This is a genomic window from Arthrobacter sp. NPDC058127 (assembly GCF_042884555.1).
In the GTDB taxonomy this organism is placed as follows: Bacteria; Actinomycetota; Actinomycetes; order Actinomycetales; family Micrococcaceae; genus Arthrobacter.
Genome location: NZ_JBHVTT010000010.1, coordinates 41,811 through 63,432, shown reverse-complemented (window position 1 = coordinate 63,432; position 21,622 = coordinate 41,811). Strand labels below are relative to the sequence as shown.

Genomic DNA, 21,622 nt, shown 5'->3' with positions numbered 1-21,622 from the left:
CCATGATTGAGGCAACAGGCTTGAGGAAGGTCTACGGCGCAAAGACAGCCGTGGACGGAATCAGCTTCACCGTACAGCCCGGGAAAGTCACGGGCTTCCTTGGCCCGAACGGCGCCGGCAAGTCCACCACCATGCGCATGATCATGGGTCTCGACCGCCCGACGTCGGGCGACGTCATCGTCAACGGCCGGCATTACTCCCAGCACAAAGCCCCGCTCCACGAAGTGGGAGCACTGCTCGATGCCAAGGCGGTGCACACGAGCCGCAGTGCGTACAACCACCTGCGCGCCATGGCAGCAACCCACGGGATTCCGAACTCGCGCGTTGAGGAAGTCATCGAGATGACGGGCCTCACCGCGGTTGCCAAGAAGAAGGCCGGAGGGTTTTCCCTCGGCATGGGCCAGCGGCTTGGCATCGCCAACGCGCTTTTGGGTGATCCCCAGACGCTCATCCTCGACGAGCCGGTCAACGGACTCGATCCCGAGGGTGTCCAGTGGGTCAGGAACCTTGCACGCTACCTGGCAAGCCAAGGCAAGACGATCTTCATTTCCAGCCACCTCATGTCCGAGATGGCACAGACCGCGGACCACCTCATTGTGATCGGTCGCGGCAGGATCATTGCCGACACCACGGTGGATGCGCTGATCGAGAGCCAGTCCCGCAAGCGCACTTTGGTCCGTACCTCCGAGACCACGCGCTTGTCCGAGTTGCTGGCCCGCGATGGTGTCCGGGTGGAGCAGAACGAGCGTGAAACCCTGGAAGTCTACGGGGTTGAGCCGCTCCGCATCGCCGAGCTCGCCCTCGACAACCGGGTGCTGGTCTACGAGCTCACTCCGCTCACGTCGTCGCTGGAAGAGGCGTATTTCCAGCTGACCAAGGACGAGGTGGAATACCACTCGCACATCACCGGCGGACCGGCAGCACCGGGCGGACCGCTGGACGGAAGCCCCGCCGGCGTCGGCGCCACATCCGCTGCCACCATGGAAGGGATCCAGTCATGAGCACCACCACCATCAGCAAGAAGCCTGCGATCCCGTCAGCCGGGACCAGTGGCGTCACTTTCCTCCGGGTACTGAACTCCGAATCCATCAAGTTCCGGACCCTCATGAGCACCAAGATCCTTTTGGTCCTGACCTTCGTGGCCATTGTCGGCATCGGCGTGCTCTCCGCACTGGTTCGCTGGAACTTCATCAACCAGATGGTCGAAGTCGGCCGCCAGGGCCACAAGGAATCGGTGCAGCAAGCCATTGACTCCTTCCCGCCAGGATCGGGTTTCGACCTTTACAACCTTCCGAACGCCGGACTCAACATCGGCATCCTCGTCATGGGTTCCCTGGCCGTACTCTTCATTGCGTCTGAGTACGCCACCGGCATGATCCGGTCAACCATGAACGCGGCGCCGGGCCGGCTCTCCACCTTCGGCGCCAAAGCCGTGGTCCTGGTTGTGGTCTCCTATGTCCTTTCGGTAGTGGCCGGCGTCGTGACCTTCCTGTTGGCGTCGCCCATGTTCGCCAACTTCGGCCTTGACCTCGGCTGGAACACGGACGGTGTCCTCTACAGCGTTTTCACCGGCGGCCTTTACGTCTCCGGGGTCGCGCTGATCGGCCTCTCGCTCGGAACACTGCTGAAGAACCCGGCCGGCGGCATCACTGTCCTGGTGGGCATCATGTTCGTCCTCCCGTTCGCCGGCCAATTCCTCGGTCTCGCTCCCGGGGACTTCTGGAAGTACGTCCCCCAGTACTTGCCCAGTGAGGCCGGCGGCCGCTTCTTGTCGATCGGCCACGTAGACGGCACCCTGGATCCATGGGCGGGCGGCCTCGTGTTCCTGGGCTACGTCATCTTGTTCATGGTTCCTGCCCTCATTGTGCTCAAGAAGCGCGACGTCTGATTCGCGACCGTCCGATTCGCGATCAGGGGACACCCACTCCAGGCAAGGCCACTAGGCTCAAGCCATGAGTGAAGAGTTGCCGGCACAGGACGCGTCGGCCCACGTGGCCGACGCGTCCTTTGCTGAAATCACGCTGCGCCGCCGTGGCAGGATCCGCCGCTATCTCTTTGAGCACCCGCGGGTCATGGACTCGGTGGTGGTGCTTTGCTATTCGCTGTTGGCGCTGGCCACCTTCATCAGCTCGATCGTGGATGGCAAGTGGTTCGCAGCCGTGCTGCTCGTTGTCATTGCCGCCATCCTGTTCCTTCGCCGCCGCAATCCCCTCAGCGTCACTGCGGCCGTTGCTGTCCTCGAAGTGGCCGTGACGCTGCTGAATCCCTGGGGTTCGAACGTCTCCGCGGGATTGTGGTTTGCGCTGTACGCGGTGGCCGTGGCGAGGACCCGTACCTTCGCGTTGACTGTGTTTGGCGCGGCAAGCCTCCCTCTGACCCTCGTGTATCTCTTCATGTGGACCAGCCCGGCGGCCCCGTCCAACGGAGAGGCGATCCCGGAGAATTTCCACCTCATCAGCAACATCACTGCCGCGGTCAGCATTTTGTTGTCCAACCTGATCGCCACCGGCATCGGGATTTCGGTGCGGCAGCGCCGTGAGCATGAGAGCGAAATCAGGGCCTGGGCAGCCCGCACGGCCCGCTTGGGTTCCGTCACCGAACGCAACCGGATCGCCCGGGAGATGCACGACGTCGTGGCCCACTCCCTGACGGTCATGATCAGCCTCTCGGACGGCGCCGCCGTCGTGGTCAAGAGGGATCCGGAGCGCGCGGGTGAGGTGCTCGGCGAACTCTCCCGCACCGGAAGGACCGCGCTGGCCGACATGCGCCGCGTCCTCGGCGTGCTCCGGGACGACTCCGCCCGCCCGGCGCCTTTGGAGCCCTTGGTTTCCGGGCACGACCTGAGCAAGTTGCTGGATGGATTCCGGACGGCGGGGCTGCCGTTGCACTATTCGCACACCGGCCCGGCCCTTCCCGAAGACCCGGCGTTCCAGCTCACGGTCTACCGGATCGTCCAGGAATCCCTCACCAACGTGCTCAGATACGGGCGTTCGTTGAGCCAAGTGGATGTGCGGATCGTGCGGGACAGTGACTCGGTCACCATTGAAGTGCTCGACGACGGCCGGGGCTCCCGGGAGCCGGGAACCGAAGAGGCGGCCTTGGGAACGGGCCAAGGCATCGCGGGAATGCGTGAACGTGCGGGAATTTATGCTGGAACCGTGGATGCCGGTCCTGGTCTCCACGGCGGGTGGCGTGTCCATGCGGAGCTGAATTGGAATGGCGACAAGGGGAAATCATGACTGACAACGCTCCCATCAAGGTCCTGCTGGTGGACGACCAGCCACTCCTGCGCATGGGGTTTCGGCTCATCCTTGAAGGCGAAGGGGATCTCGAGGTGGTGGGTGAAGCCTCGGACGGCGCCGAAGCCGTGCGGAAGGTCGAGGAACTGGAACCGGACGTGGTGCTCATGGACGTCCGGATGCCCGCCATGGATGGAATCGAAGCCACACGGCGGATCACGGCCTCGGCATCCAACGCCCGGATCATCATCCTGACAACTTTCGACCTCGATGAATATGCCTTCTCCGGCCTGCAGGCAGGGGCCTCCGCCTTCCTGCTCAAGGATGTTGCGCCTGCCGAGTTGGTCCAGGGCGTCCGGCTCGTGGCCAGCGGCGACGCCGTGGTGGCTCCGAGGGTCACCCAGCGGCTCCTGGAGACCTACGTCCGCGGAGGCCGCGTGCCCGGCCAGGCCACAGCCCAGCCCCGCGATCCACTGCTCGAAGAACTGACGCCCCGCGAAACCGAGATGCTCGAGGCTATCGCCGGAGGGTTGTCCAACGCGGAAATCGCCCATAAGTTCTTCCTGTCCGAGGCCACGGTCAAGACCCACGTCCGGCGGATACTCACCAAGCTGCACTTGCGGGACAGGGTCCAGGTGGTGGTTTACGCCTACGAAACAGGCCTCGTGATCCCGAGCAACCCGGATTACTGATCCACGGCCGGGGCTAGACTCGGAGCCATGCCTTCGAACTCCGCTGCAGAACACATCCAGGACCTTGGCGCATATGTGAGCGCATCGCCGTCGAGCTTCCACGCCGTCCACGAGGCCGCGCGCCGGCTCGATGCTGCCGGGTTCATGGCCCTTGATGAACTTCAGCCATGGGAAGGCGGGGCGGGCAGCTTCTACGTGATCCGGGATGGCGCCCTCATCGCGTGGGTGACCCCGGAAGGCGCCACTCCGACCACGGCGTTCAATATCCTTGGCGCCCACACGGATTCTCCGTCTTTCAAGCTCAAGCCCAAGCCGACAACGGGCAAGTTCGGCTGGCTGCAGGCCGGCGTCGAGGTCTACGGCGGCCCTTTGCTGAACTCCTGGCTCGACCGTGAGCTTCGGCTTGCGGGCCGGCTCGTGATGCTGGACGGCACCCAGCACCTCACGGCAACCGGACCGCTCCTGCGCTTCCCGCAATTGGCCATCCATCTGGACCGGGCCGTCAATGACGGACTCACGCTCGACAAGCAACAGCACATGAACCCGGTGTTCGGCCTCGGCGATCCCGATTCCGCGGACGTCCTGGCAATCCTGGCGGACGCCGTGGCCGGGGCCTCCGTGGATCCCGCGCAGATCGGCGGCTACGACATCGTCGTCGCGGACACCCAGGCACCTGAGCAGTTCGGTGCCAAGGGCGAACTCTTCGCGTCAGGACGGCTCGACAACCTCTCTTCAACCCACGCCGGGCTTGCGGCACTCATTGCGCACGCAGCCGCGGGCGCGCCGGCCCGGGGGCCCATCGCGGTCTTGGCCGCCTTCGACCACGAAGAAATCGGCTCTGCCTCCCGTTCCGGCGCCTGCGGACCCATCCTCGAAGACATCCTCACCAGGATCTCCGACGGATTGGGCGCCACGGTGAGTGAACGGCTCCAGGCGTTGTCGGCGTCGTTCTGTGTTTCCGCGGATGCCGGCCACGCCGTCCACCCCAACTACCCCGAGCGGCACGATCCCGCCAACCGGCCCATCCTCAACGGCGGACCGCTCCTCAAAATCAACGCCAACCAGCGCTACGCCACGGACGCCACCGGCGCGGCCTTCTGGGCCCGGCTCTGCGGCGAGGCCGGCGTCCCCTACCAGGAGTTCGTCTCCAACAACGACGTCCCGTGCGGCTCCACCATCGGTCCGCTGACGGCGACCCGCTTGGGGATCCGGACGGTCGACGTCGGAGTGCCGCTTCTGTCGATGCACTCGGCCCGCGAGCTCTGCGGCATTGAAGACCCGCGCCACCTGGCCACGGCGGCAGAGCTGTTCTTCCGGACGGCGATCTAGCTCAGGATGCGAGGCTCACCACGAGGTTGATGGTGGTGGCCAGGATCCCGACGCCGAAAACGTAGGCCAGCAGGCTGTGCCGCAAGGCGGCAGACCGCATTGCCCTGGTGGTGATCGACGTGTCCGAGACCTGGTACGTCATCCCGAGGCTGAACGCCATGTAGGCGAAATCCGTGTATTGCGGGGGTTCTTTTTGGTTGAATTCGATGCCGCCGGGCGGATCGGACGTGTAGTACACCTCGGCATAGCGCAAGGTGAAGAGGGTGTGCACCAGGAGCCACGACGCCACGGCGCCGCCGAGGGCCAACAGGGCGAGCATGAATTTGTCGACGCCGTGTGCATCCTTGGCTCCAAACATCACCAGGACGAAGGCTGCGAGGGAGCCCACGGCTGCACACAGGATGAGGAGGTCGGCGGTGGAGCGCCGTGGATCTTCTTCCCTGGCATGGCTCCTCGTCTGATCGGCCTTCATCGGGGTGATGACCGTCCACACGAAAACGTTGTAGACCGCGGCGGCCACTGCCCAGCCCGCCGCGGGCGCGTAGATCCATTGACCCCAGATTCCGGTGGCTACCGCGGCGGCGATGCCGGTGACGACCATTAGCAAAAATCGCAATCGAGAACGTTTGGCACGGGCGGACTTCGGACCCTGGTTCTTCGCTGCGGCGTTCATAGTCAGATCATGGCACGGCTGGCTCCAGGCCCCGGCGTCACGCCACGCAGACTTTTAGCGTGCGGAGTGGAGCAGCGCCGCGGAAAACCGGGGGATCCCGACGTCGGACGGTCCAGAAAGTTGCACACCGTGACGGCCGCTTCGACGGTTCAGCTGCGTTGCCGGCTTAGCTGCCCGGCCGAGGCGCGAACATGATGACGGCCACGCCGAAGATGCAGATCATCGCGCCGATGACGTCCCAACGGTCCGGGCGGAATCCGTCCATGAGCATTCCCCAAGCCAACGATCCGGCGATGAACACCCCGCCGTAAGCGGCAAGCACGCGGCCGAAGTGCGCGTCAGGTTGGAAAGCTGCCACGAAACCGTAGATACCCAAGGCTGCGATACCGAGGCCTGCCCACCACCACGGTTTGGCCTCCCTGACTGATTGCCACACGAGCCAGGCCCCGCCTATCTCGGCGACGGCCGCCAGGATAAAGAGTGCGACGGATTTGAGGATGGTCATGGATCCAGTCTGCCTGAGCTTGGCGGGTGCGGATGGCGGCTACCTAGGTTATCCACATACGCGACGTCGCTCATTCCACCTCGCCGACACGCCGAATAGGCTTAGACACGGGAAATGGACTAAGATATTGAAGTCTGTGCTGCGCCCTGCCTCCGCTTCTGGAAGCGGTCGCCAGCACTGTTCATCGCAAATGAACCTCCTGTTACGGAAATGCCGTAACCGCTTAGCCCAAAGGAGGTGGGTTCACATATGCGTCCTTACGAATTGATGGTAATCATCGACCCCGAGGTCGAAGAGCGTACCGTAGAGCCGTCGCTTCAGAAGTTCCTCAATGTCATCACCACCGATGGTGGAACCATCGAAAAGGTTGACATCTGGGGCCGCCGTCGCCTCGCTTACGACATCAAGAAGAAGTCCGAAGGTATCTACGCTGTGGTGAACTTCACCGCCAAGCCGGAAACCGCCAAGGAACTTGACCGCCAGCTGAGTCTCAACGAGACCATCATGCGCACCAAGATCACCCGCCCCGAAGAGCAGAAGGTCGTTGCTGAGTAATTTCAGCTCCCGGCTTTCATTCTTTACCCCGCAGGAACGAACAAGGAGGCAGTAGATGGCAGGCGAAACCACTATTACGGTCATCGGTAATCTCACCAATGACCCCGAACTGCGGTTCACACCGTCAGGCTCGGCGGTAGCGAACTTCACCATCGCTTCTACTCCCCGGACCTTCGACCGCCAGTCCAATGAGTGGAAGGACGGGGAAACCCTGTTCCTCCGCGCATCGGTATGGCGCGAAGCAGCCGAAAACGTCGCCGAATCCCTCACCAAGGGCATGCGCGTGATCGTTTCCGGCCGCCTGAAGAGCCGTTCCTACGAAACCAAGGAAGGCGAGAAGCGCACCGTTATCGAGCTCGAAGTCGATGAAATCGGCCCGAGCCTGCGTTACGCCAACGCCAAGGTCAACCGCACCCAGCGCTCCGGCGGTCAGGGTGGTCAAGGCGGCTTCGGCGGCGGCAACAACAGCGGCGGCTTCGGAGGTGGCGGCGCTGGTGCAAACCAGGGCGGCAACTCCGGCGGAACATGGGGCGGCGGCCAGTCCGCACCGCAGGAAGACCCCTGGGCTACCCCGGGCGTCAGCAATGCGGGCGGATGGGGCAACGGCCCGGATTCCGAACCTCCCTTCTAAACATTCACAAGTTCGACGCCGGAACCCGCCGGATGTGCCGCGAGGCACCCGGGTGGCAACCGCCGTCGAGCACCACCATCCCGTGGATCCATTCCACGGGCTCCATAGAAAAGGAGCTCCACGATGGCTAAGGCTGAACTCCGTAAGCCCAAACCAAAGTCCAACCCCTTGAAGGCCGCTGACATCACCGTCATCGACTACAAGGACGTAGCATTGCTGCGCAAGTTCATCTCCGACCGCGGAAAGATCCGCGCCCGTCGCGTCACTGGCGTCACGGTGCAGGAACAGCGCAAAATCGCCCAGGCAATCAAGAACGCCCGCGAAGTTGCTCTGCTGCCTTACTCCGGCGCTGGCCGCGGCTAAGGAAGGGATTAACTAACATGGCAAAGCTCATTCTGACCCACGAAGTAACCGGTCTCGGTGCTGCTGGCGATGTTGTCGAGGTCAAGGACGGTTACGCACGTAACTTCCTGCTGCCCCGCGGCTTCGCTCTGACCTGGACCAAGGGTGGCGAGAAGCAGGTTGAGTCCATCAAGGCTGCCCGCGCTGCTCGTGCCCACGCTTCGGTTGAAGCTGCACAGGCCCAGGCTTCTGCGCTTTCTTCCAAGAAGGTCAAGCTCGTAGTGAAGGCCGGCGAGTCCGGTCGTCTCTTCGGCACCGTCAAGCCGGCTGATGTCGCTGCCGCAGTTGAGGCCGCTGGCCTCGGCTCCATCGACAAGCGCAACGTTGAACTGCCGAACCACATCAAGTCCCTTGGTTCGTACCAGGCCAACGTCCGCCTGCACGAGGACGTTTCCGCTGTCATCGACCTTGAGGTCGTTGCCAGCAAGTAGCGTAGCTTCACGAAGAACCCCCGTCCCCGGTTTCCGGAGGCGGGGGTCCTTTGTTTTGCGCGGTTTCCGGGCACGCGAACTGGCAGTAGATGCCCTCTGGCGGCCTCGTAAGGGGCATTAGCTGCCAGTTCGCGCTAAGGAAGACGGGGGAACTTGATAGCCTGCAGCGGTGACCCTTGAAACCATGCGCACCAGGCCCTTCTCGCAAGTGGATGTCTTCACTGACGTGCCGTACCTCGGCAATCCGCTCGCCGTCGTCGTCGATGCTGAAGGGCTCAGCGCAGACCAGATGCAGCACTTTGCCAACTGGACCAACTTGTCTGAGACCACCTTTCTGCTGACGCCGAGCGATCCTGCGGCCGATTACCGCGTCCGGATCTTCACGGGCAGCGAGGAATTTCCTTTCGCGGGGCATCCGACGCTCGGCTCGGCGCACGCGTGGCTGGCGGCCGGCGGCGTGCCGAAGCGGGAAGGGGTGCTGGTCCAGGAATGCGGCGCAGGATTGGTCAAGGTAAAGGTCGACGGCGGCCGCCTCGCCTTCGCTGCGCCGCCGCTGACCCGTTTCGGGCCCGTGGGCGAGGTAATCATGGAACAGTTGGCCGCCGGACTCCGGTTGCCCCAATCCGCGCTCTTGGATGCCTCGTGGCTGGTCAACGGCCCGCAATGGATCGGCGTGCTGCTCGAATCGGCCGAGCAGGTCCTTGGCCTTGAGCCGGACCTCGTGGCATTGGGGGATCTGAAGGTTGGGGTGATCGGCCCCCACGAACCGGGTGCCGGCGTCGATTTCGAAGTCCGGACATTCATTCCGGGAGACGCAATGGTGGAGGACCCAGTCACGGGAAGCTTCAACGCGGGGGTCGCTCAGTGGCTGATCGGCAGCGGCCGGGCTCCGGAGCAGTACGTCGCCGCGCAGGGTACCGTGCTGGGCCGGGCGGGACGCATCCACGTCAAAGCGGAAGACGGCGAGATCTGGGTGGGCGGGACTTCGGTGATGTGCATCCAGGGGACCGTGCGGCTGTAGGGGGAATAAAAGGGGCGGGGCCACAGTTTGGGAGTATAGATGCAAACGCATGTACTCTGGTTTGAAGCCATCGAACCACCTAGCAACAGGAGACCGCCATGGAGACCCGCCGCATAACCGTCCTTTCCGCCGGACTCGGCGTACCGTCGTCGAGCCGGCTTCTTGCAGACCAGCTCGCCGCGTCGGCCAGGCGTCAGCTTGGCGATGCCGGGTACGAGGTGCGGGTGGACGTTATCGAACTCCGGGACCTGGCCGTGGATATCGCCAACAACTTCGTCACCGGCTATGCCGCACCGCGCCTCGCAGAGGCGATCGCCGGCGTCGAGGATTCCGATGGCATCATCGCCGTGACTCCCGTCTTCAGCGCCTCCTACAGCGGGCTGTTCAAGTCTTTCATCGACGTTCTGGACCCGAAGTCCCTGGACGGCAAGGCGGTTCTTCTCGGCGCCACGGGCGGCACCGACCGGCACCAAATGGTGCTCGACTACGCCATGCGTCCGCTCTTCACCTACCTTCGCACCCGGATTACCCAGACGTCCGTTTTCGCAGGACCCCAGGACTGGGGAAACACCGACGACGGCGCGTCGCCGCTATCGGTCCGCGTGGACCGGGCGGCGGGCGAGCTTGCCCAGCTCCTGGGCGGCGAACAGCCGCATCGCAAGGCGGACGCGATGGAATCACTGCCTTTTGAGCAGCTCCTCGCAGGGATCACCGCGGGACGCTAGGTCGAGCCTCGGCTGTCCCGCTCCTTGCGCTAGTCATCCAGCAGCTCGATGAACTCCCGGGCCTGCTTCATGCTGATGTCGGAATGCTTGGTCAGGGCCAACGCCGCGGCTTCGACGTCACCGCTCTTGGCCAGGGTGCGGATCCGTCCGTAGATCTCGTCGTTGAGCATGTTGCTGCTCACTTCGCGCGTGACGTCGCCCTTGCTGACGATTGCCCGGTAACGGTAGGGGAAGCGCTCCGGCTCGTCGTCGTCGGGCATGAGGTCCTGCGGGGCGGGTTCGGGCTTGCGGAAGGGCTGCGGGTGCGCCGCAAGGGCGCCGACGGCGTCCCGTGAGGCGCGCAGGCCCTCTCCGGTGGCGCTGAGGTACAGCTTGATGGCCGCCATGGCCTGACCTTGGGCGATCAGGGAATACAGCTGGCGGTGTTGATCCTCGCTGAGCTTCGCGGCGGCTTCGCGGGCCAGCTCCACAGGGTCCACGGCTGCCTTGCCCGTGGCAGCATTGCCGCGGAGTTCCGTGGAGCGGCGGGAGAGCACACGGCTGATCAGCAGCACGCCGACGACGACGGCCGCCAGGATCAAGACCGGAACGAGTAGGGATGACATGCGCTAAAGCCGATCTATGTAGTTCTTGGCGGTCAACAAGTCCGAGTGGGTTTGCTGGCGCAGGAGCTTGATGGCCTGAATCTTCTGCCCGCTGCGGACCATGCCCTGCAATTGCAGGGCGAACTGTGGATTCAATTGCCCGTTGGGCAGGATGGGACCGTTGTAGCCGGCCTGGCCGACTCCCGGGCTGGCCCCGACTTGCGCCCTCAGCGCTGCCCGCGACTGGCTGTCCTGCTGGGACTGTTGCTGCGCATTCTGGCTGGGCCTTGTGGATGCATCGATGCGGGCCCTTGCAGCCGTCGCCGCCTGCACTTGGGCCGCCTGGTGGGCTGCCGAGCGGGCGGCCAGTTCCCGCTGATAGCGCTCGGCGTCGGACAACCCTGGGTTGCGTGGCTTGAATGCCGCCGTCAGGGCCCAAATCACAGCCACAAGGATGACAACGGGCATTGCGACCAGCAGTACATCCCCAATGGTGAAACCCATACCTAGAGCTTATGCCAGAACGCGGTTATCCACAGCACATTCCTGCTTTGGCATAGCTTCTGAGAGCCGTCTGTCAAATTTTGGGATCGATTGTGGGGAGTATCACATTTTTGGCATATTTATCCCGCTTTGGGCCATTGGACGAGGGGTGGACTGTGGATTGCGTGTATCGGCCTGTGGATGATCCGTGGAAGAAAATACTTTTGATCCACATGGCGTGAAGAACGTTTTCCCAGTTCAGAGGCTATTTGCCATAAAAAGAATTTCTCTTTCCACAGGGTCATGCACAGACTGTGCACAAGTAGGGGTATGTATTCCACACTTTATCCACAGGCCCGGCTTGGTGCCTCGGAAAAGCAGGGCTAACGTGGCTGAGTACCTGCTTTAGGTACTTGGAAAACCCCTGTTTCTTGTGGACGGCACCCTGGTGCCGTCGAAAAGCAGCGCGCCCGCGGACCTGTCTGTGGATAAGTTGTGGAAATCCCGGGGAACCCAAAATTGTCGGTGCCCTACGGAACAGTTTGGACCAGCCGGCATAATCGGCGCGGTCGGAGCAACCCACACCGGGGCAGTGGCCAACCGCACCGCCGGGAACAGTTATCTGCCGCGGTACACAATGGAGGACGGCTTGTCAGTTACGCACTTGGATTCGATCGAGGGCGGCCGGACATCGGACGCCAGCCGCAAACCGCCGCAGGACATCCCTGCTGAGCAATCGGTTCTCGGCGGCATGATGCTCTCCAAGGACGCCATTGCGGACGTCGTGGAGATTGTCCGCGGCCATGACTTTTACCGTCCGGCCCACGAAACCATCTATGAGTCCATCATCGATCTCTACGGCCGCGGCGAACCCGCTGACGCCGTCACGGTGTCCGATGAGCTCACCAAGCGCGGCGAGATCAACAGGATCGGCGGCCCCGCCTACCTGCACGAGCTCATCCAGACCGTGCCCACGGCGGCCAACGCAGGCTACTACGCTGAGATCGTTGCCGAACGCGCCGTCCTGCGCCGGCTCGTCAACGCCGGCACCAAGATCGTCCAGATGGGCTACGGCCAGGACGGAGAGGTGGAAGACCTCGTCAACCAGGCCCAGGCCGAGATCTACGCCGTGGCCGAACGCCGCACCGCGGAAGACTACGTGGCGCTCAAGGACGTCATGGAATCCACCGTTGACGAGATCGAGGCATCCGGCCACCGCGGAGAGGGCATGACGGGCGTCCCCACCGGGTTCTACGAACTCGATGAGCTCACCCATGGTCTGCACCCGGGCCAGATGATTGTCATCGCCGCGCGCCCCGCCGTCGGTAAATCCACGTTCGCGCTTGACTTCGCCCGTTCCGCTGCCATCAAGAACAACCTCGCCACCGTGATGTTCTCCTTGGAAATGGGACGCAATGAAATCGCGATGCGCCTGCTGTCCGCGGAGGCCACCATTGGCCTCCAGGACCTTCGCAAGGGCACCATCAAGGACGAGCAGTGGTCCAAGATCGCCACCACCATGGGTCGCATGAACGACGCCCCGTTGTTCATTGATGACAGCCCCAATATGTCCCTCATGGAAATCAGGGCCAAGTGCCGCCGCCTGAAGCAGCAGCACGACCTCAAACTGGTGATCCTCGACTACCTGCAGCTCATGAGCTCCGGCAAGAAGGTGGAATCCCGCCAGCAGGAAGTCTCGGAATTCTCGCGTGCCCTCAAGCTGTTGGCCAAGGAGCTCCAAGTTCCGGTCATCGCGCTCTCGCAGCTCAACCGTGGATCCGAGCAGCGCCAGGACAAGCGGCCCATGGTCTCGGACCTCCGTGAATCAGGCTCCATCGAACAGGACGCCGACATGGTCATCCTGCTTCACCGCGAGGACGTCTACGACAAAGAATCCCCTCGCGCCGGCGAAGCCGACATCCTCATCGCCAAGCACCGTAACGGTCCCACCAAGGACATCGTGGTTGCGTTCCAGGGCCATTACTCCCGCTTCGCCAATATGGCGGGCGAGACCGGCGGCGGCGGGTTCTAGGGGGTAGCGGCCGCCGACTAGGTAAAGGGTGTCCGGCGAACCCGGAACGACGGACGCTAGCCCTCCACCAGCGCACGCATCCGATCACTCGTAGGCGTGCCCGGTACCGGTGCGTACATCACAAGGTGCAGCTCCGGCGCATCCGAGGGCGCCAGACGGTGCTGCTCAAAGACCAGTTCGCCGACCGCGGGATGCAGGAACACGCGCTGCCTGGACGCGAAGCGCTCCACGCCGCGGTCCGCCCAGAGTTTCGCGAACTCCGGACTGGCCTCGATCAGCCGGTTGATCAGCGTGGTGTGGGCGGCGGAGCCGAGCCGGGCACCTGCCTCCGCCCGGAACTCGGCTACAAAATGGCGTGACGTCTCTTCCCAATCGGGCAGCATCTCGCGCAGGTGCGGGTCTGTGAAGATCAGCCACAAGAGGTTTCTGTCGGCCAGGTCGACGGCGGCGATTCGCGAATACAGGCCGGCATAGGCGCGGTTCCAGCCGGCTATCCCCCAGTCCGGGGCCACTGCAAAGGCGGGGAAGTCAACAGAGTCGAGCAGCCGCTTCACGTGCGCCGGAGGTTCCTCGATCACTGCCACCTCGGCATCGGGCACGGGGGCGTAGCCGCCCAATGCCAGCAGGTAGGACTTCTCGGCACCGGTGAGGCCAAGCACTCGCGCAATCGCCTCGAGCACCTGCCGGGAGGCATTGATTTCGCGGCCCTGTTCGAGCCAGGTGTACCAAGTGACGCTGACCGCGGCGAACGAAGCGACCTCTTCGCGGCGAAGCCCGAGGGTGCGGCTCCGTCCAATCGGCGGCAACCCCAACTCCGCCCGCACCAGGTTTCCTCGCCTGTCGCGCAGGAATTGGCCCAACTCCCGCCTGCGCTCCTCACTCATTCCACTAAATCTAGCACTGCCACTACTAGTACCAAGAGCGTCTTCAACCCCCGCTATTCGGCTGATTGACTGGTGAGATGCCTCAACTCCGTTCACGAACAGTCACCCACGGCCGCAACATGGTCGGCGCACGAGCCTTGCTCCGTGCCGCCGGTGTGAAAGGGTCCGACTTCGGAAAGCCGATCATCGCCGTCGCGAACAGCTTCACCGAATTCGTCCCCGGACACACGCACCTTCAGCCAGTCGGACGCATCGTCTCCGACGCCATCATCGAGGCGGGTGGCATCCCGCGCGAGTTCAACACCATCGCCGTGGATGACGGCATCGCCATGGGACACGGCGGCATGCTCTACTCGCTGCCGTCCCGCGAACTGATCGCCGATTCGGTCGAGTACATGGTCAACGCCCACTGTGCCGACGCGCTCATCTGCATCTCGAATTGCGACAAGATCACCCCCGGCATGCTGATGGCCGCGCTTCGCTTGAACATTCCCACGGTCTTTGTCAGCGGGGGGCCGATGGAGGGTGGCACCGCCGTCCTGGTCGATGGCACCGTGCGCAAGCGCCTGAACCTGATCTCCGCGATCGCCGACTCCGTGGACGAAAGCGTCTCTGACGCCGATCTGCTCACCTTGGAAGAAAACGCGTGTCCCACCTGTGGTTCCTGCTCGGGGATGTTCACTGCCAACTCGATGAACTGCCTCACCGAGGCGCTCGGGCTCTCGCTGCCGGGTAACGGCACGACGCTCGCCACCCACACCGCCCGCCGCGACCTCTACGAGGACGCGGGCAAAGCCATCGTCGACATCACCAACGCGCACTACTTCGACGGCGACGATTCCGTTCTGCCCCGGTCCATCGCGGACCGCGAGGCGTTCGAGAACGCGATGACCATGGACATCGCAATGGGCGGCTCATCCAACACCATCCTGCATTTGCTCGCCGCTGCCCAGGAAGCCGAACTGGACTTCACCCTCGAGGACATCGACGCCATCTCGCGCCGCACCCCGTGCTTGTCCAAGGTGGCGCCCAACGGCACCTATCTGATCGAAGACGTCCACCGTGCCGGCGGCATCCCAGCCATCATGGGCGAACTGGACCGCGGCGGGATGCTCAATCACAACGTACGCTCCGTGCACAGCTCAGACCTGCGCTCCTGGCTGGACGCCTGGGACATCCGCGGCGGCCAGGCGAGCGACGAGGCCACCGAACTCTTCCACGCGGCTCCCGGCTGTGTCCGCTCCGCTACGGCCTTCTCCCAGTCGGAGCGCTGGGAGAGCTTGGACACCGACGCCGAGAACGGCTGCGTCCGCTCGATCGCCAACGCCCACACCGTGGAAGGCGGCCTGGCCGTGCTCCGAGGCAACATCTCGCTCGATGGATGCGTCGTGAAGACCGCCGGCGTGGATGAGTCGATCTTCCGCTTCTCCGGCCCCGCCGTGGTTTTCGAATCGCAGGATGACGCCGTGGAGGCAATCTTGAGCAAACGAATCGTCGAGGGCGACGTCGTCGTCATTCGATACGAGGGCCCGCGCGGCGGCCCTGGCATGCAGGAAATGCTCTACCCGACGTCATTCCTGAAGGGTCTCGGGCTCGGGGCGAAGTGCGCCCTCATCACCGACGGACGATTCTCCGGGGGGACCTCCGGGCTATCGATCGGCCACATCTCTCCCGAAGCCGCCGCAGGGGGAGCGATCGCCCTCATCGAGGACGGCGACACGATTTCCATCGACATTCCCGCCCGCTCGATCACTGTTGAGGTGCCCGACGACGAGCTTGACCGCCGTCGCGCACTGCTTGAGGCGACCACAGGCTACCGGCCGCGCAACCGCGAACGCGCTGTCTCGCCAGCGCTGCGCGCATACGCGGCGTTCGCGCTTTCGGCGGACAAGGGAGCCGTGCGGCACGTGCCCTTGGAATCAGTACCTGCGGCTATCAGCCGCTAGTAACCGGCAGTCCGTAAGGTGCAATGGCCACCGCTGGGGGTGGCCACTGCACCTTAGGGCACTTCGCCATGGAACGGTGTTGGGCGTCGCCTACCTGCCGTTGAGCAAATGGTCGGGCATCCGGTTTCCGGGAGCCCTTCCGCGGATCTCCAGCAGTTCGCGGGCGTGGGCGTGAAGGCGACGATCCTCGTCGGTTTCCGGAACCCAGGGTGGGATCGGAACGGACGTGCCGGTTTTGTCCCTGGCCACCATGACCGTGAGGCAATAGGTGGTCAGGTTCATCTCGCGGGTCTTGGGGTTTCCGGAGCGCACATGGACCGCAATATGCATGCCTTTATGGCCTGTGTAGACGAGGCGGGCTTCGACTTCCACCACGTCGCCGATCAACAGTGGTCGGTAGAAGCGCACGCCGCCGGAGAACACGGCCACGGTGTCCTTGCCGCAATAGCGGGAAGCGCAGACGTAGGCGGCCTCATCGATCCACTTCATGACGATGCCGCCATGGACTTTCCCGCCCCAGTTCACATCGGTGGGGGCTGCCATGAAGCGGAGAACAACGCGCTCGGCCGTGCCGGCGTCGGTATATTCCTGCGCGTTCATGGCTTCGACGATCTTTTCCCGCACGGCGATTCGCGCGAGGGCGCTGTTGCGCTGCTCGATTTCCTCCGGCGTCGCTGGCTCGAACTGGGGGACTGGAACCGGGCGGCCGTCGGGACCGACCGCAACGAAGATCACCAGGCACTGGCTGCGCATCGTGGCCGGGCCGCCCTTGGGGTCGCCGGAGGACACGATGGTCCGGATGTGCATGGAAGAGCGGCCCGTGTAGACGATGGTCGCTTCCACCTCGACCATGTCCCCGCTGTTCACGGGGTCGGCGAAATGGATGTTGCCCACGTATGCCGTGACGCAATAGGACTTCGCCCAGCCAACAGCTGCCGCGTACGCGGCCTTGTCCACCCACTCAAGGACTGTGCCGGCGTCGACGGACCCGCTGTGTCCGACGTCGGTGGGGGAAGCAAGGAACCGCAACGTGACGGAGTGGGAGGGGAGCTCGCTCATGACGTGAGTGTATCGACGGGGTGGATGCCGGCGCGCTGTATGACGGGCCGGCGACGCCCACACGGCTCCGCGACGCGCAAATGGGTCCGTGACATGCAAAAGGGCTGGCGACGCCCGAATTCGGGAGTCGCCAGCCCTTTGTGGCATCGCCGGCGCAATTGGGTGTCGCCGGCGAAGCAGCGCACGCGATCCTAGGCGAGAATGCGCAGCTTGGAACCCCTCCGGCCGAAGACGGCGGCGTCGACGGAGATCCGTCCGGCGCCGGTCAGGGCCACGGCCGCCACTGCGGCCGCGAGGGCCAGGACGAGTTCGTATCCGCCCTTGTCGGCAAACAGGCCGGCCGGGGCGTGGACCAGGAACAGGGCACCGAGCATATCCAGTGCAAGGAGAGCGGCGAAGATGCGCGTCAGCACGCCCGCGATGAGGGCAATGCCTCCGACAAGTTCGATGCTTGCCACGATCGGGGCCACGACGTCGGCGGCAGGAACGCCCATCTTGCCGAAGGCGGCCTGTGTGCCGGCGATGGTGAACTCATTGAATTTCTGCCAGCCATGCGCGGCGAAGATGAAGCCGACGATGACGCGCAGGACGGTAAGGGCTGTGTTGGTCAGGGTGGACTGGTTCATGTTTTTGCACCGTTTTCGGGTAGCGGTTGGCTGTCGCGAAGCTCCCAAGACCGGAGTCAATTTGTTGAAGCTTCAACTCAAGCCTTTCCGACTTTGCTTGAAGTGTCAAACAAGCGTGACGCAGTGAGACCGCCTCCGCAGTCCCGGCAGGTCCTACCGGCCCTTGCGCTTCGCTTCCAACCAGGGCTTCAGGAGGCGGGTGGTGACCGGCAGGAAAATGTAGACCATGAGCGGCGTCAGGATGCAGATGTTCAACAGAACCTGGAGAACCAGCGGCCAGCCCAGGACCAAGGGGTGCAGCAGGAAATTGGCCAGCAGGCTCAAGGGAAAGAACGGCAGGAAGATGCTGACGGCCTGCTTCCATCGCGGCGGCACCACCGTCTCCGGGACGGCGAGGTTCACGTCGCCGGGTTGCGAGAACCATCCTTCGATTCCGGAACGGCGCTCCACCCGCGTGACCTCCATGAGCTCAGTGGCGCTTTCGATCCACCATCGGCGCTCCTCGGATTCCTCCCAAGCCTGCAGGGTTTCAGCATCGGCGAAGCGGTAGAGCATGTGCCATTCATCGGAATCGGCCGCCGTTCGCACCCATCCTGAACCCAGGTAGCCGGGCCATTCCCGGGCAAGTTCCTGGCCTGCGTGGGCCCATGCGTTGGCTTGGCGCGTGTAACCGGGAGTAATGGTGCGGGCGACGGAAACGGTGATGGGATGCTGGAGCGACACCTCAACAATCTACTCGCCGGTGCCCCGCTAGGCTGGGAAAGTGCCCCAAACAGTGACCCGTCCCACCACGCCCTCCACTTCCCGCGAGATCCTGCGCCTGGCTGTCCCCGCCTTTGGGGCGCTCATCGCCGAACCCCTCTTCCTCTTGGCCGACTCGGCCATTGTGGGCCACCTTGGCGTCCCTCAACTTGCCGGCGTCGGGCTGGCCTCCACCCTGCTGTACACCGCCGTCGGACTCATGGTCTTTCTGGCATATTCGACAACTCCTGCCGTGGCCCGGGCGATCGGGGACGGAAAGCTCGCCAAAGCGCTGGCCGCAGGTCGCGACGGCGTCTGGCTGGCCTTGTTGCTAGGCACCGTCCTGGCCGTGGCTGGTTTCCTCGCGGCCGAGCCGCTCGTCGGGCTGCTTGGAGCCGGTGGCGAGGTGCAGGCATATGCCGTCGAGTACTTGCGCTGGTCGATGCCAGGACTCGTAGCCATGCTCCTGATCTTCGCTGGCACCGGCGTCTTGCGCGGACTACAGGACACCCGCACCCCCTTGGTGGTCGCAACAGCGGGCTTCGCCATCAACATCGCCCTGAACTGGACCCTCGTCTACGGGCTGCATTTATCCGTGGCGGGGTCAGCTATCGGTACCAGCATTGCGCAATGGGCCATGGCTGCCGTCTATTTGGTGATGGTGGGACGGAATGCCCGGCGCCACGGCGTTTCATTGCGACCGGACTGGCGCGGAATCCGCACGATGACCTCCGTGGGTTCATGGCTCATGCTCCGCACCCTCAGCCTGCGCCTGGCTATCCTGGCCACCGTCCTGGTGGTCACTTCCCAAGGATCCGTGAACCTCGCCGCGCACCAGCTCGCGATGACCATTTTCTCCTTCCTTGCCTTCGCCCTGGACGCCTTGGCGATTGCTGCGCAGGCCCTCATCGGCAAGGAACTCGGCGCCGCCCGTCCGGCTCGGGCGCGCGATCTCACCCGCACGATGATCCGCTGGGGTGTGGGCTTCGGCGTCGTGACCGGTGTACTCCTCGCGGTCGCCGCTCCGTGGGCGGGCTTCCTCTTCACCTCCGACGCCAGCGTCCAGTCCGCGCTCACCGCGGCACTGTGGGTGCTCGCCGTCGGGCAGCCTCTCGGCGGCTACGTCTTCGTCCTGGATGGCGTCCTGATCGGTGCGGGCGATGCCCGCTACCTGGCGATTGCCGGCGTCGTGAACCTCGCGGTCTATCTGCCGCTCTTGGTGGCAGTCCACGTGACAAAGCCCGACGGCGCGGCGGGGCTCGTCTGGCTCTGGGTCACGTTCGCGCTGGGCTACATGATGGCCCGCGGGGTCACGCTGGGGCTGCGCGCCCGCTCTGACAAATGGATGGTCCTCGGTTCGCACTAAACTGGACTGGTGACTCTCCCCACCTCTTCAGCGACTTCATCCACGCCTTCAGCAACCGGACTCTGGAAGCCCGTACTTCTCCGCGCCGGTGCTGCGCTGGTGTTTGGAGCCGTGACCGTCTTCTGGGGCTCACCATCCGTTCATGTTCTGGCCTGGGCTACAGGGCTCTACCTGCTCGCAACCGCGGGCGGCGCGTTCCTGGCTGCGAGTGTTCCGGCGGCCGCGGCTGTCGTCGTTGGCCTGGCAGGGGTGGGTGCCTTGATTACGCAGTCCGACACGGGGGTTGGCGTTTCCGCGCTCGTAGGGTTGCTGGTGCTCGGGGTGTTTGAGCTGGTCCAGGGATTCCGGCAGCGCAGACACCATGTGCTTGCCCGCGACTGGATCATTTCCGGTGTGGTGGGCATCGGCACCGCCGTTGCGTTGCCGTTCTTCATCAGCCTTGGAGCGCACGCGCTTCTCGGTGTTGCCGGCGGTGGCGCCATCATCTCGGGAGTCTTGTGGGTGCTGTCCGGGCTGAGCCTGCGGCACGATGGGCGAAGCCCCTCCGCTGAGGCCGTAAACTAGTAGTCGTACGTTCTACCCTTCGTAGAACTTTCAAGGCGCGAACGGCGCCAACACCCACATTGGAGGAATGACCTTGGCTGACCAAAAACCAGGAGAGCCGCGCAAGATGCGGACCTCGGTTAAGGGACCGCTGATGTTCTCCGCGTTTTGGGGCGTCGTGATCTTTTTCGCCGTGCTGATTTTCGCCTCCGGCGGGAGCGCCCGGACTCCGCGCTTTGACCTCGCCTTTACCGGCGCCGGCATCGCCTTCATTGTGAGCCTTGTCCTCGCCGCAATGCTTTCCATGAGCCACAAGGAAAACGCCGAGCACCTCGGCAAGGGCTCGGGCGTCAACCTGAGTTCCAGGAAGCCGGGCCAGGGTCACGGTTCTGCGGCCCCCCATGCGGGCAGCGAGACGGAAACCCCCGACGCCGACTAGGCCGTCCTAGCCTCGTATCCCGTCACGCCACGCAACTTTTTGCCGGCTGGCGACCCCGGCGACCCCGGAAACCCGCGGCAGGCCGCCGTCGTGCGCCCCGAAAAGTTGCTCCGCGTGACGCTCGCGCCGGCTCACTCCGTACCTGAGGCCTTCCGGGCCCGGTAGGCGGCCACGTGGGTTCGGTTGGCGCAGTTGCCGGTATCGCAATAGAGCTTGGAACGGTTGCGGCTCAAGTCCAGCACAACCGCGTCGCAATCGTCTGCCGCGCACACCCGCAGGCGGTCCATTTCCTTGCTGCGGATGACGTCGACGAGTGCCATGGCAGCCTCCGTCCCCATGCGTTCCGCGAGGGGCGCTTCAGGAGTGGTGGCGTGCAAGTGCCAATCCCAATGGTCGTGCTTGACCAGCTGGGGAAGTGCACGCGCGTCGGTGAGGAGTTGGTTGACGGTCTTTGCGGCCGCGTCCTCGTCCGCTGTCCACAGGGAAGCCAACTGGCTCCGCAGGCGCTTCACGCTGGCCAATTCCGCCTCGGTTCCCTCCCTGGTCCCCGTGAATTCTTCCGCGTCGAGGAAGGCGTGGAGCTCGGCGGCACCCGTGAGGGATTCGGTCCCGTTGGCGGCCGTATTGATCAAATTGACCACGGTTCGAAGCGCCACTTCAGTGTCAGGTGCAAAAAGCACTTTGACTCCTTACATCTCTCGGGGGTATTGTCAGCA

The 21,622-nt window shown here is 64.0% G+C and carries 25 protein-coding genes; 16 read left to right on the top strand and 9 right to left on the bottom strand.

The genetic code is table 11. From position 1 onward, the window contains the following. The first annotated feature begins 2 nt into the window (after nt 1–2). The 5 genes from ACFVTG_RS14390 to ACFVTG_RS14370 all read left to right on the top strand — a co-directional run bounded on the left by ACFVTG_RS14390 (nt 3) and on the right by ACFVTG_RS14370 (nt 5,260). Nucleotides 3–1,001 (top strand): ATP-binding cassette domain-containing protein, encoded by a 999-nt coding sequence (locus tag ACFVTG_RS14390; protein WP_390281439.1) that lies wholly within the window; start codon nt 3–5, stop codon nt 999–1,001. Next, complete coding sequence (locus ACFVTG_RS14385) at nt 998–1,888, top strand: ABC transporter permease (RefSeq protein ID WP_390281436.1); 891 nt, start codon at nt 998–1,000, stop codon at nt 1,886–1,888. The genes ACFVTG_RS14390 and ACFVTG_RS14385 overlap by 4 nt, the downstream gene beginning before the upstream one ends. Before the next feature lie 64 nt (nt 1,889–1,952). Then, nucleotides 1,953–3,239, top strand: a complete 1,287-nt coding sequence (locus ACFVTG_RS14380; RefSeq protein ID WP_390281434.1) for a sensor histidine kinase — start codon at nt 1,953–1,955, stop codon at nt 3,237–3,239. Beyond that, nucleotides 3,236–3,931 carry a response regulator transcription factor gene (locus tag ACFVTG_RS14375; RefSeq protein ID WP_284751041.1) on the top strand — a complete coding sequence of 232 codons (696 nt, stop codon included), beginning with the start codon at nt 3,236–3,238 and terminating at the stop codon, nt 3,929–3,931. The genes ACFVTG_RS14380 and ACFVTG_RS14375 overlap by 4 nt, the downstream gene beginning before the upstream one ends. A gap of 27 nt (nt 3,932–3,958) precedes the next feature. Then, nucleotides 3,959–5,260: a M18 family aminopeptidase gene (locus ACFVTG_RS14370; protein ID WP_390281432.1), complete on the top strand. Its 1,302-nt coding sequence runs from the start codon at nt 3,959–3,961 to the stop codon at nt 5,258–5,260. A gap of 1 nt (nt 5,261) precedes the next feature. Here ACFVTG_RS14370 and ACFVTG_RS14365 read toward each other — a convergent pair whose 3' ends face one another. Together ACFVTG_RS14365 and ACFVTG_RS14360 are read right to left on the bottom strand one after the other, a co-directional pair. After that, on the bottom strand, nt 5,262–5,876 hold the full coding sequence (locus ACFVTG_RS14365; RefSeq protein ID WP_284751043.1) for a DUF1345 domain-containing protein: 615 nt from the start codon (nt 5,874–5,876) through the stop codon (nt 5,262–5,264). Between the two features lie 223 nt (nt 5,877–6,099). Beyond that, a complete protein-coding gene (locus ACFVTG_RS14360) occupies nt 6,100–6,438 on the bottom strand; it encodes a YnfA family protein (RefSeq protein ID WP_390281430.1) in 339 nt (112 codons plus the stop codon). Nucleotides 6,439–6,687: 249 nt separating this feature from the next. Between ACFVTG_RS14360 and rpsF the strand changes: the two genes are divergently transcribed. The 6 genes from rpsF (at nt 6,688) to ACFVTG_RS14330 (ending at nt 10,203) form a co-directional block, all read left to right on the top strand. Then, on the top strand, nt 6,688–6,993 hold the full coding sequence (rpsF, locus tag ACFVTG_RS14355) for a 30S ribosomal protein S6 (protein WP_028267876.1): 306 nt from the start codon (nt 6,688–6,690) through the stop codon (nt 6,991–6,993). A gap of 55 nt (nt 6,994–7,048) precedes the next feature. Beyond that, nucleotides 7,049–7,624, top strand: coding sequence for a single-stranded DNA-binding protein (locus ACFVTG_RS14350; RefSeq protein ID WP_078107100.1), 576 nt, complete (start codon nt 7,049–7,051; stop codon nt 7,622–7,624). Nucleotides 7,625–7,747: 123 nt separating this feature from the next. Next, a complete protein-coding gene (gene rpsR / locus ACFVTG_RS14345) occupies nt 7,748–7,987 on the top strand; it encodes a 30S ribosomal protein S18 (protein WP_003800144.1) in 240 nt (79 codons plus the stop codon). Between the two features lie 17 nt (nt 7,988–8,004). Then, the gene (rplI, locus tag ACFVTG_RS14340) at nt 8,005–8,457 is read left to right on the top strand and encodes a 50S ribosomal protein L9 (protein WP_234752901.1); all 453 of its coding nucleotides are present in this window, start codon (nt 8,005–8,007) and stop codon (nt 8,455–8,457) included. Nucleotides 8,458–8,626: 169 nt separating this feature from the next. Beyond that, nucleotides 8,627–9,478 (top strand): PhzF family phenazine biosynthesis protein, encoded by an 852-nt coding sequence (locus ACFVTG_RS14335; RefSeq protein WP_390281427.1) that lies wholly within the window; start codon nt 8,627–8,629, stop codon nt 9,476–9,478. A 98-nt stretch (nt 9,479–9,576) separates the two neighbouring features. Continuing rightward, nucleotides 9,577–10,203: an FMN reductase gene (locus tag ACFVTG_RS14330; protein WP_390281425.1), complete on the top strand. Its 627-nt coding sequence runs from the start codon at nt 9,577–9,579 to the stop codon at nt 10,201–10,203. 29 nt (nt 10,204–10,232) lie between these two features. Here the strand turns inward: ACFVTG_RS14330 and ACFVTG_RS14325 are convergent, their stop codons facing one another. Continuing rightward, complete coding sequence (locus tag ACFVTG_RS14325) at nt 10,233–10,808, bottom strand: hypothetical protein (protein ID WP_390281423.1); 576 nt, start codon at nt 10,806–10,808, stop codon at nt 10,233–10,235. Between the two features lie 3 nt (nt 10,809–10,811). Continuing rightward, nucleotides 10,812–11,291 carry a hypothetical protein gene (locus ACFVTG_RS14320; protein ID WP_390281421.1) on the bottom strand — a complete coding sequence of 160 codons (480 nt, stop codon included), beginning with the start codon at nt 11,289–11,291 and terminating at the stop codon, nt 10,812–10,814. A 628-nt stretch (nt 11,292–11,919) separates the two neighbouring features. On the opposite strand from ACFVTG_RS14320, the gene dnaB reads away from it, so the two are divergent. Further along, nucleotides 11,920–13,302 carry a replicative DNA helicase gene (gene dnaB, locus ACFVTG_RS14315; RefSeq protein WP_059388830.1) on the top strand — a complete coding sequence of 461 codons (1,383 nt, stop codon included), beginning with the start codon at nt 11,920–11,922 and terminating at the stop codon, nt 13,300–13,302. 56 nt (nt 13,303–13,358) lie between these two features. Here the strand turns inward: dnaB and ACFVTG_RS14310 are convergent, their stop codons facing one another. Then, complete coding sequence (locus ACFVTG_RS14310) at nt 13,359–14,186, bottom strand: helix-turn-helix transcriptional regulator (RefSeq protein WP_284751049.1); 828 nt, start codon at nt 14,184–14,186, stop codon at nt 13,359–13,361. Between the two features lie 77 nt (nt 14,187–14,263). Here ACFVTG_RS14310 and ilvD point away from each other — a divergent pair, with 77 nt between their 5' ends. After that, nucleotides 14,264–16,132: a dihydroxy-acid dehydratase gene (gene ilvD / locus ACFVTG_RS14305; RefSeq protein ID WP_390281418.1), complete on the top strand. Its 1,869-nt coding sequence runs from the start codon at nt 14,264–14,266 to the stop codon at nt 16,130–16,132. A 90-nt stretch (nt 16,133–16,222) separates the two neighbouring features. Here ilvD and ACFVTG_RS14300 read toward each other — a convergent pair whose 3' ends face one another. The 3 genes from ACFVTG_RS14300 to ACFVTG_RS14290 form a co-directional block, all read right to left on the bottom strand. Further along, nucleotides 16,223–17,191: an acyl-CoA thioesterase gene (locus ACFVTG_RS14300; RefSeq protein ID WP_284751051.1), complete on the bottom strand. Its 969-nt coding sequence runs from the start codon at nt 17,189–17,191 to the stop codon at nt 16,223–16,225. A gap of 191 nt (nt 17,192–17,382) precedes the next feature. Then, the gene (locus tag ACFVTG_RS14295; protein WP_284751052.1) at nt 17,383–17,817 is read right to left on the bottom strand and encodes a DoxX family protein; all 435 of its coding nucleotides are present in this window, start codon (nt 17,815–17,817) and stop codon (nt 17,383–17,385) included. A 153-nt stretch (nt 17,818–17,970) separates the two neighbouring features. Next, entirely contained in the window at nt 17,971–18,540 is a 570-nt protein-coding gene (locus ACFVTG_RS14290; RefSeq protein ID WP_284751053.1) for an antibiotic biosynthesis monooxygenase, read from the bottom strand. 40 nt (nt 18,541–18,580) lie between these two features. On the opposite strand from ACFVTG_RS14290, the gene ACFVTG_RS14285 reads away from it, so the two are divergent. The 3 genes from ACFVTG_RS14285 (at nt 18,581) to ACFVTG_RS14275 (ending at nt 20,906) form a co-directional block, all read left to right on the top strand. Beyond that, nucleotides 18,581–19,924 (top strand): MATE family efflux transporter, encoded by a 1,344-nt coding sequence (locus tag ACFVTG_RS14285; RefSeq protein WP_390281414.1) that lies wholly within the window; start codon nt 18,581–18,583, stop codon nt 19,922–19,924. A 9-nt stretch (nt 19,925–19,933) separates the two neighbouring features. After that, complete coding sequence (locus ACFVTG_RS14280) at nt 19,934–20,488, top strand: hypothetical protein (protein WP_390281412.1); 555 nt, start codon at nt 19,934–19,936, stop codon at nt 20,486–20,488. Nucleotides 20,489–20,555: 67 nt separating this feature from the next. Then, nucleotides 20,556–20,906: a hypothetical protein gene (locus ACFVTG_RS14275; RefSeq protein WP_284751056.1), complete on the top strand. Its 351-nt coding sequence runs from the start codon at nt 20,556–20,558 to the stop codon at nt 20,904–20,906. A 131-nt stretch (nt 20,907–21,037) separates the two neighbouring features. Here the strand turns inward: ACFVTG_RS14275 and ACFVTG_RS14270 are convergent, their stop codons facing one another. Next, the gene (locus tag ACFVTG_RS14270; protein ID WP_390281409.1) at nt 21,038–21,586 is read right to left on the bottom strand and encodes a CGNR zinc finger domain-containing protein; all 549 of its coding nucleotides are present in this window, start codon (nt 21,584–21,586) and stop codon (nt 21,038–21,040) included. Nucleotides 21,587–21,622: the final 36 nt, after the last annotated feature.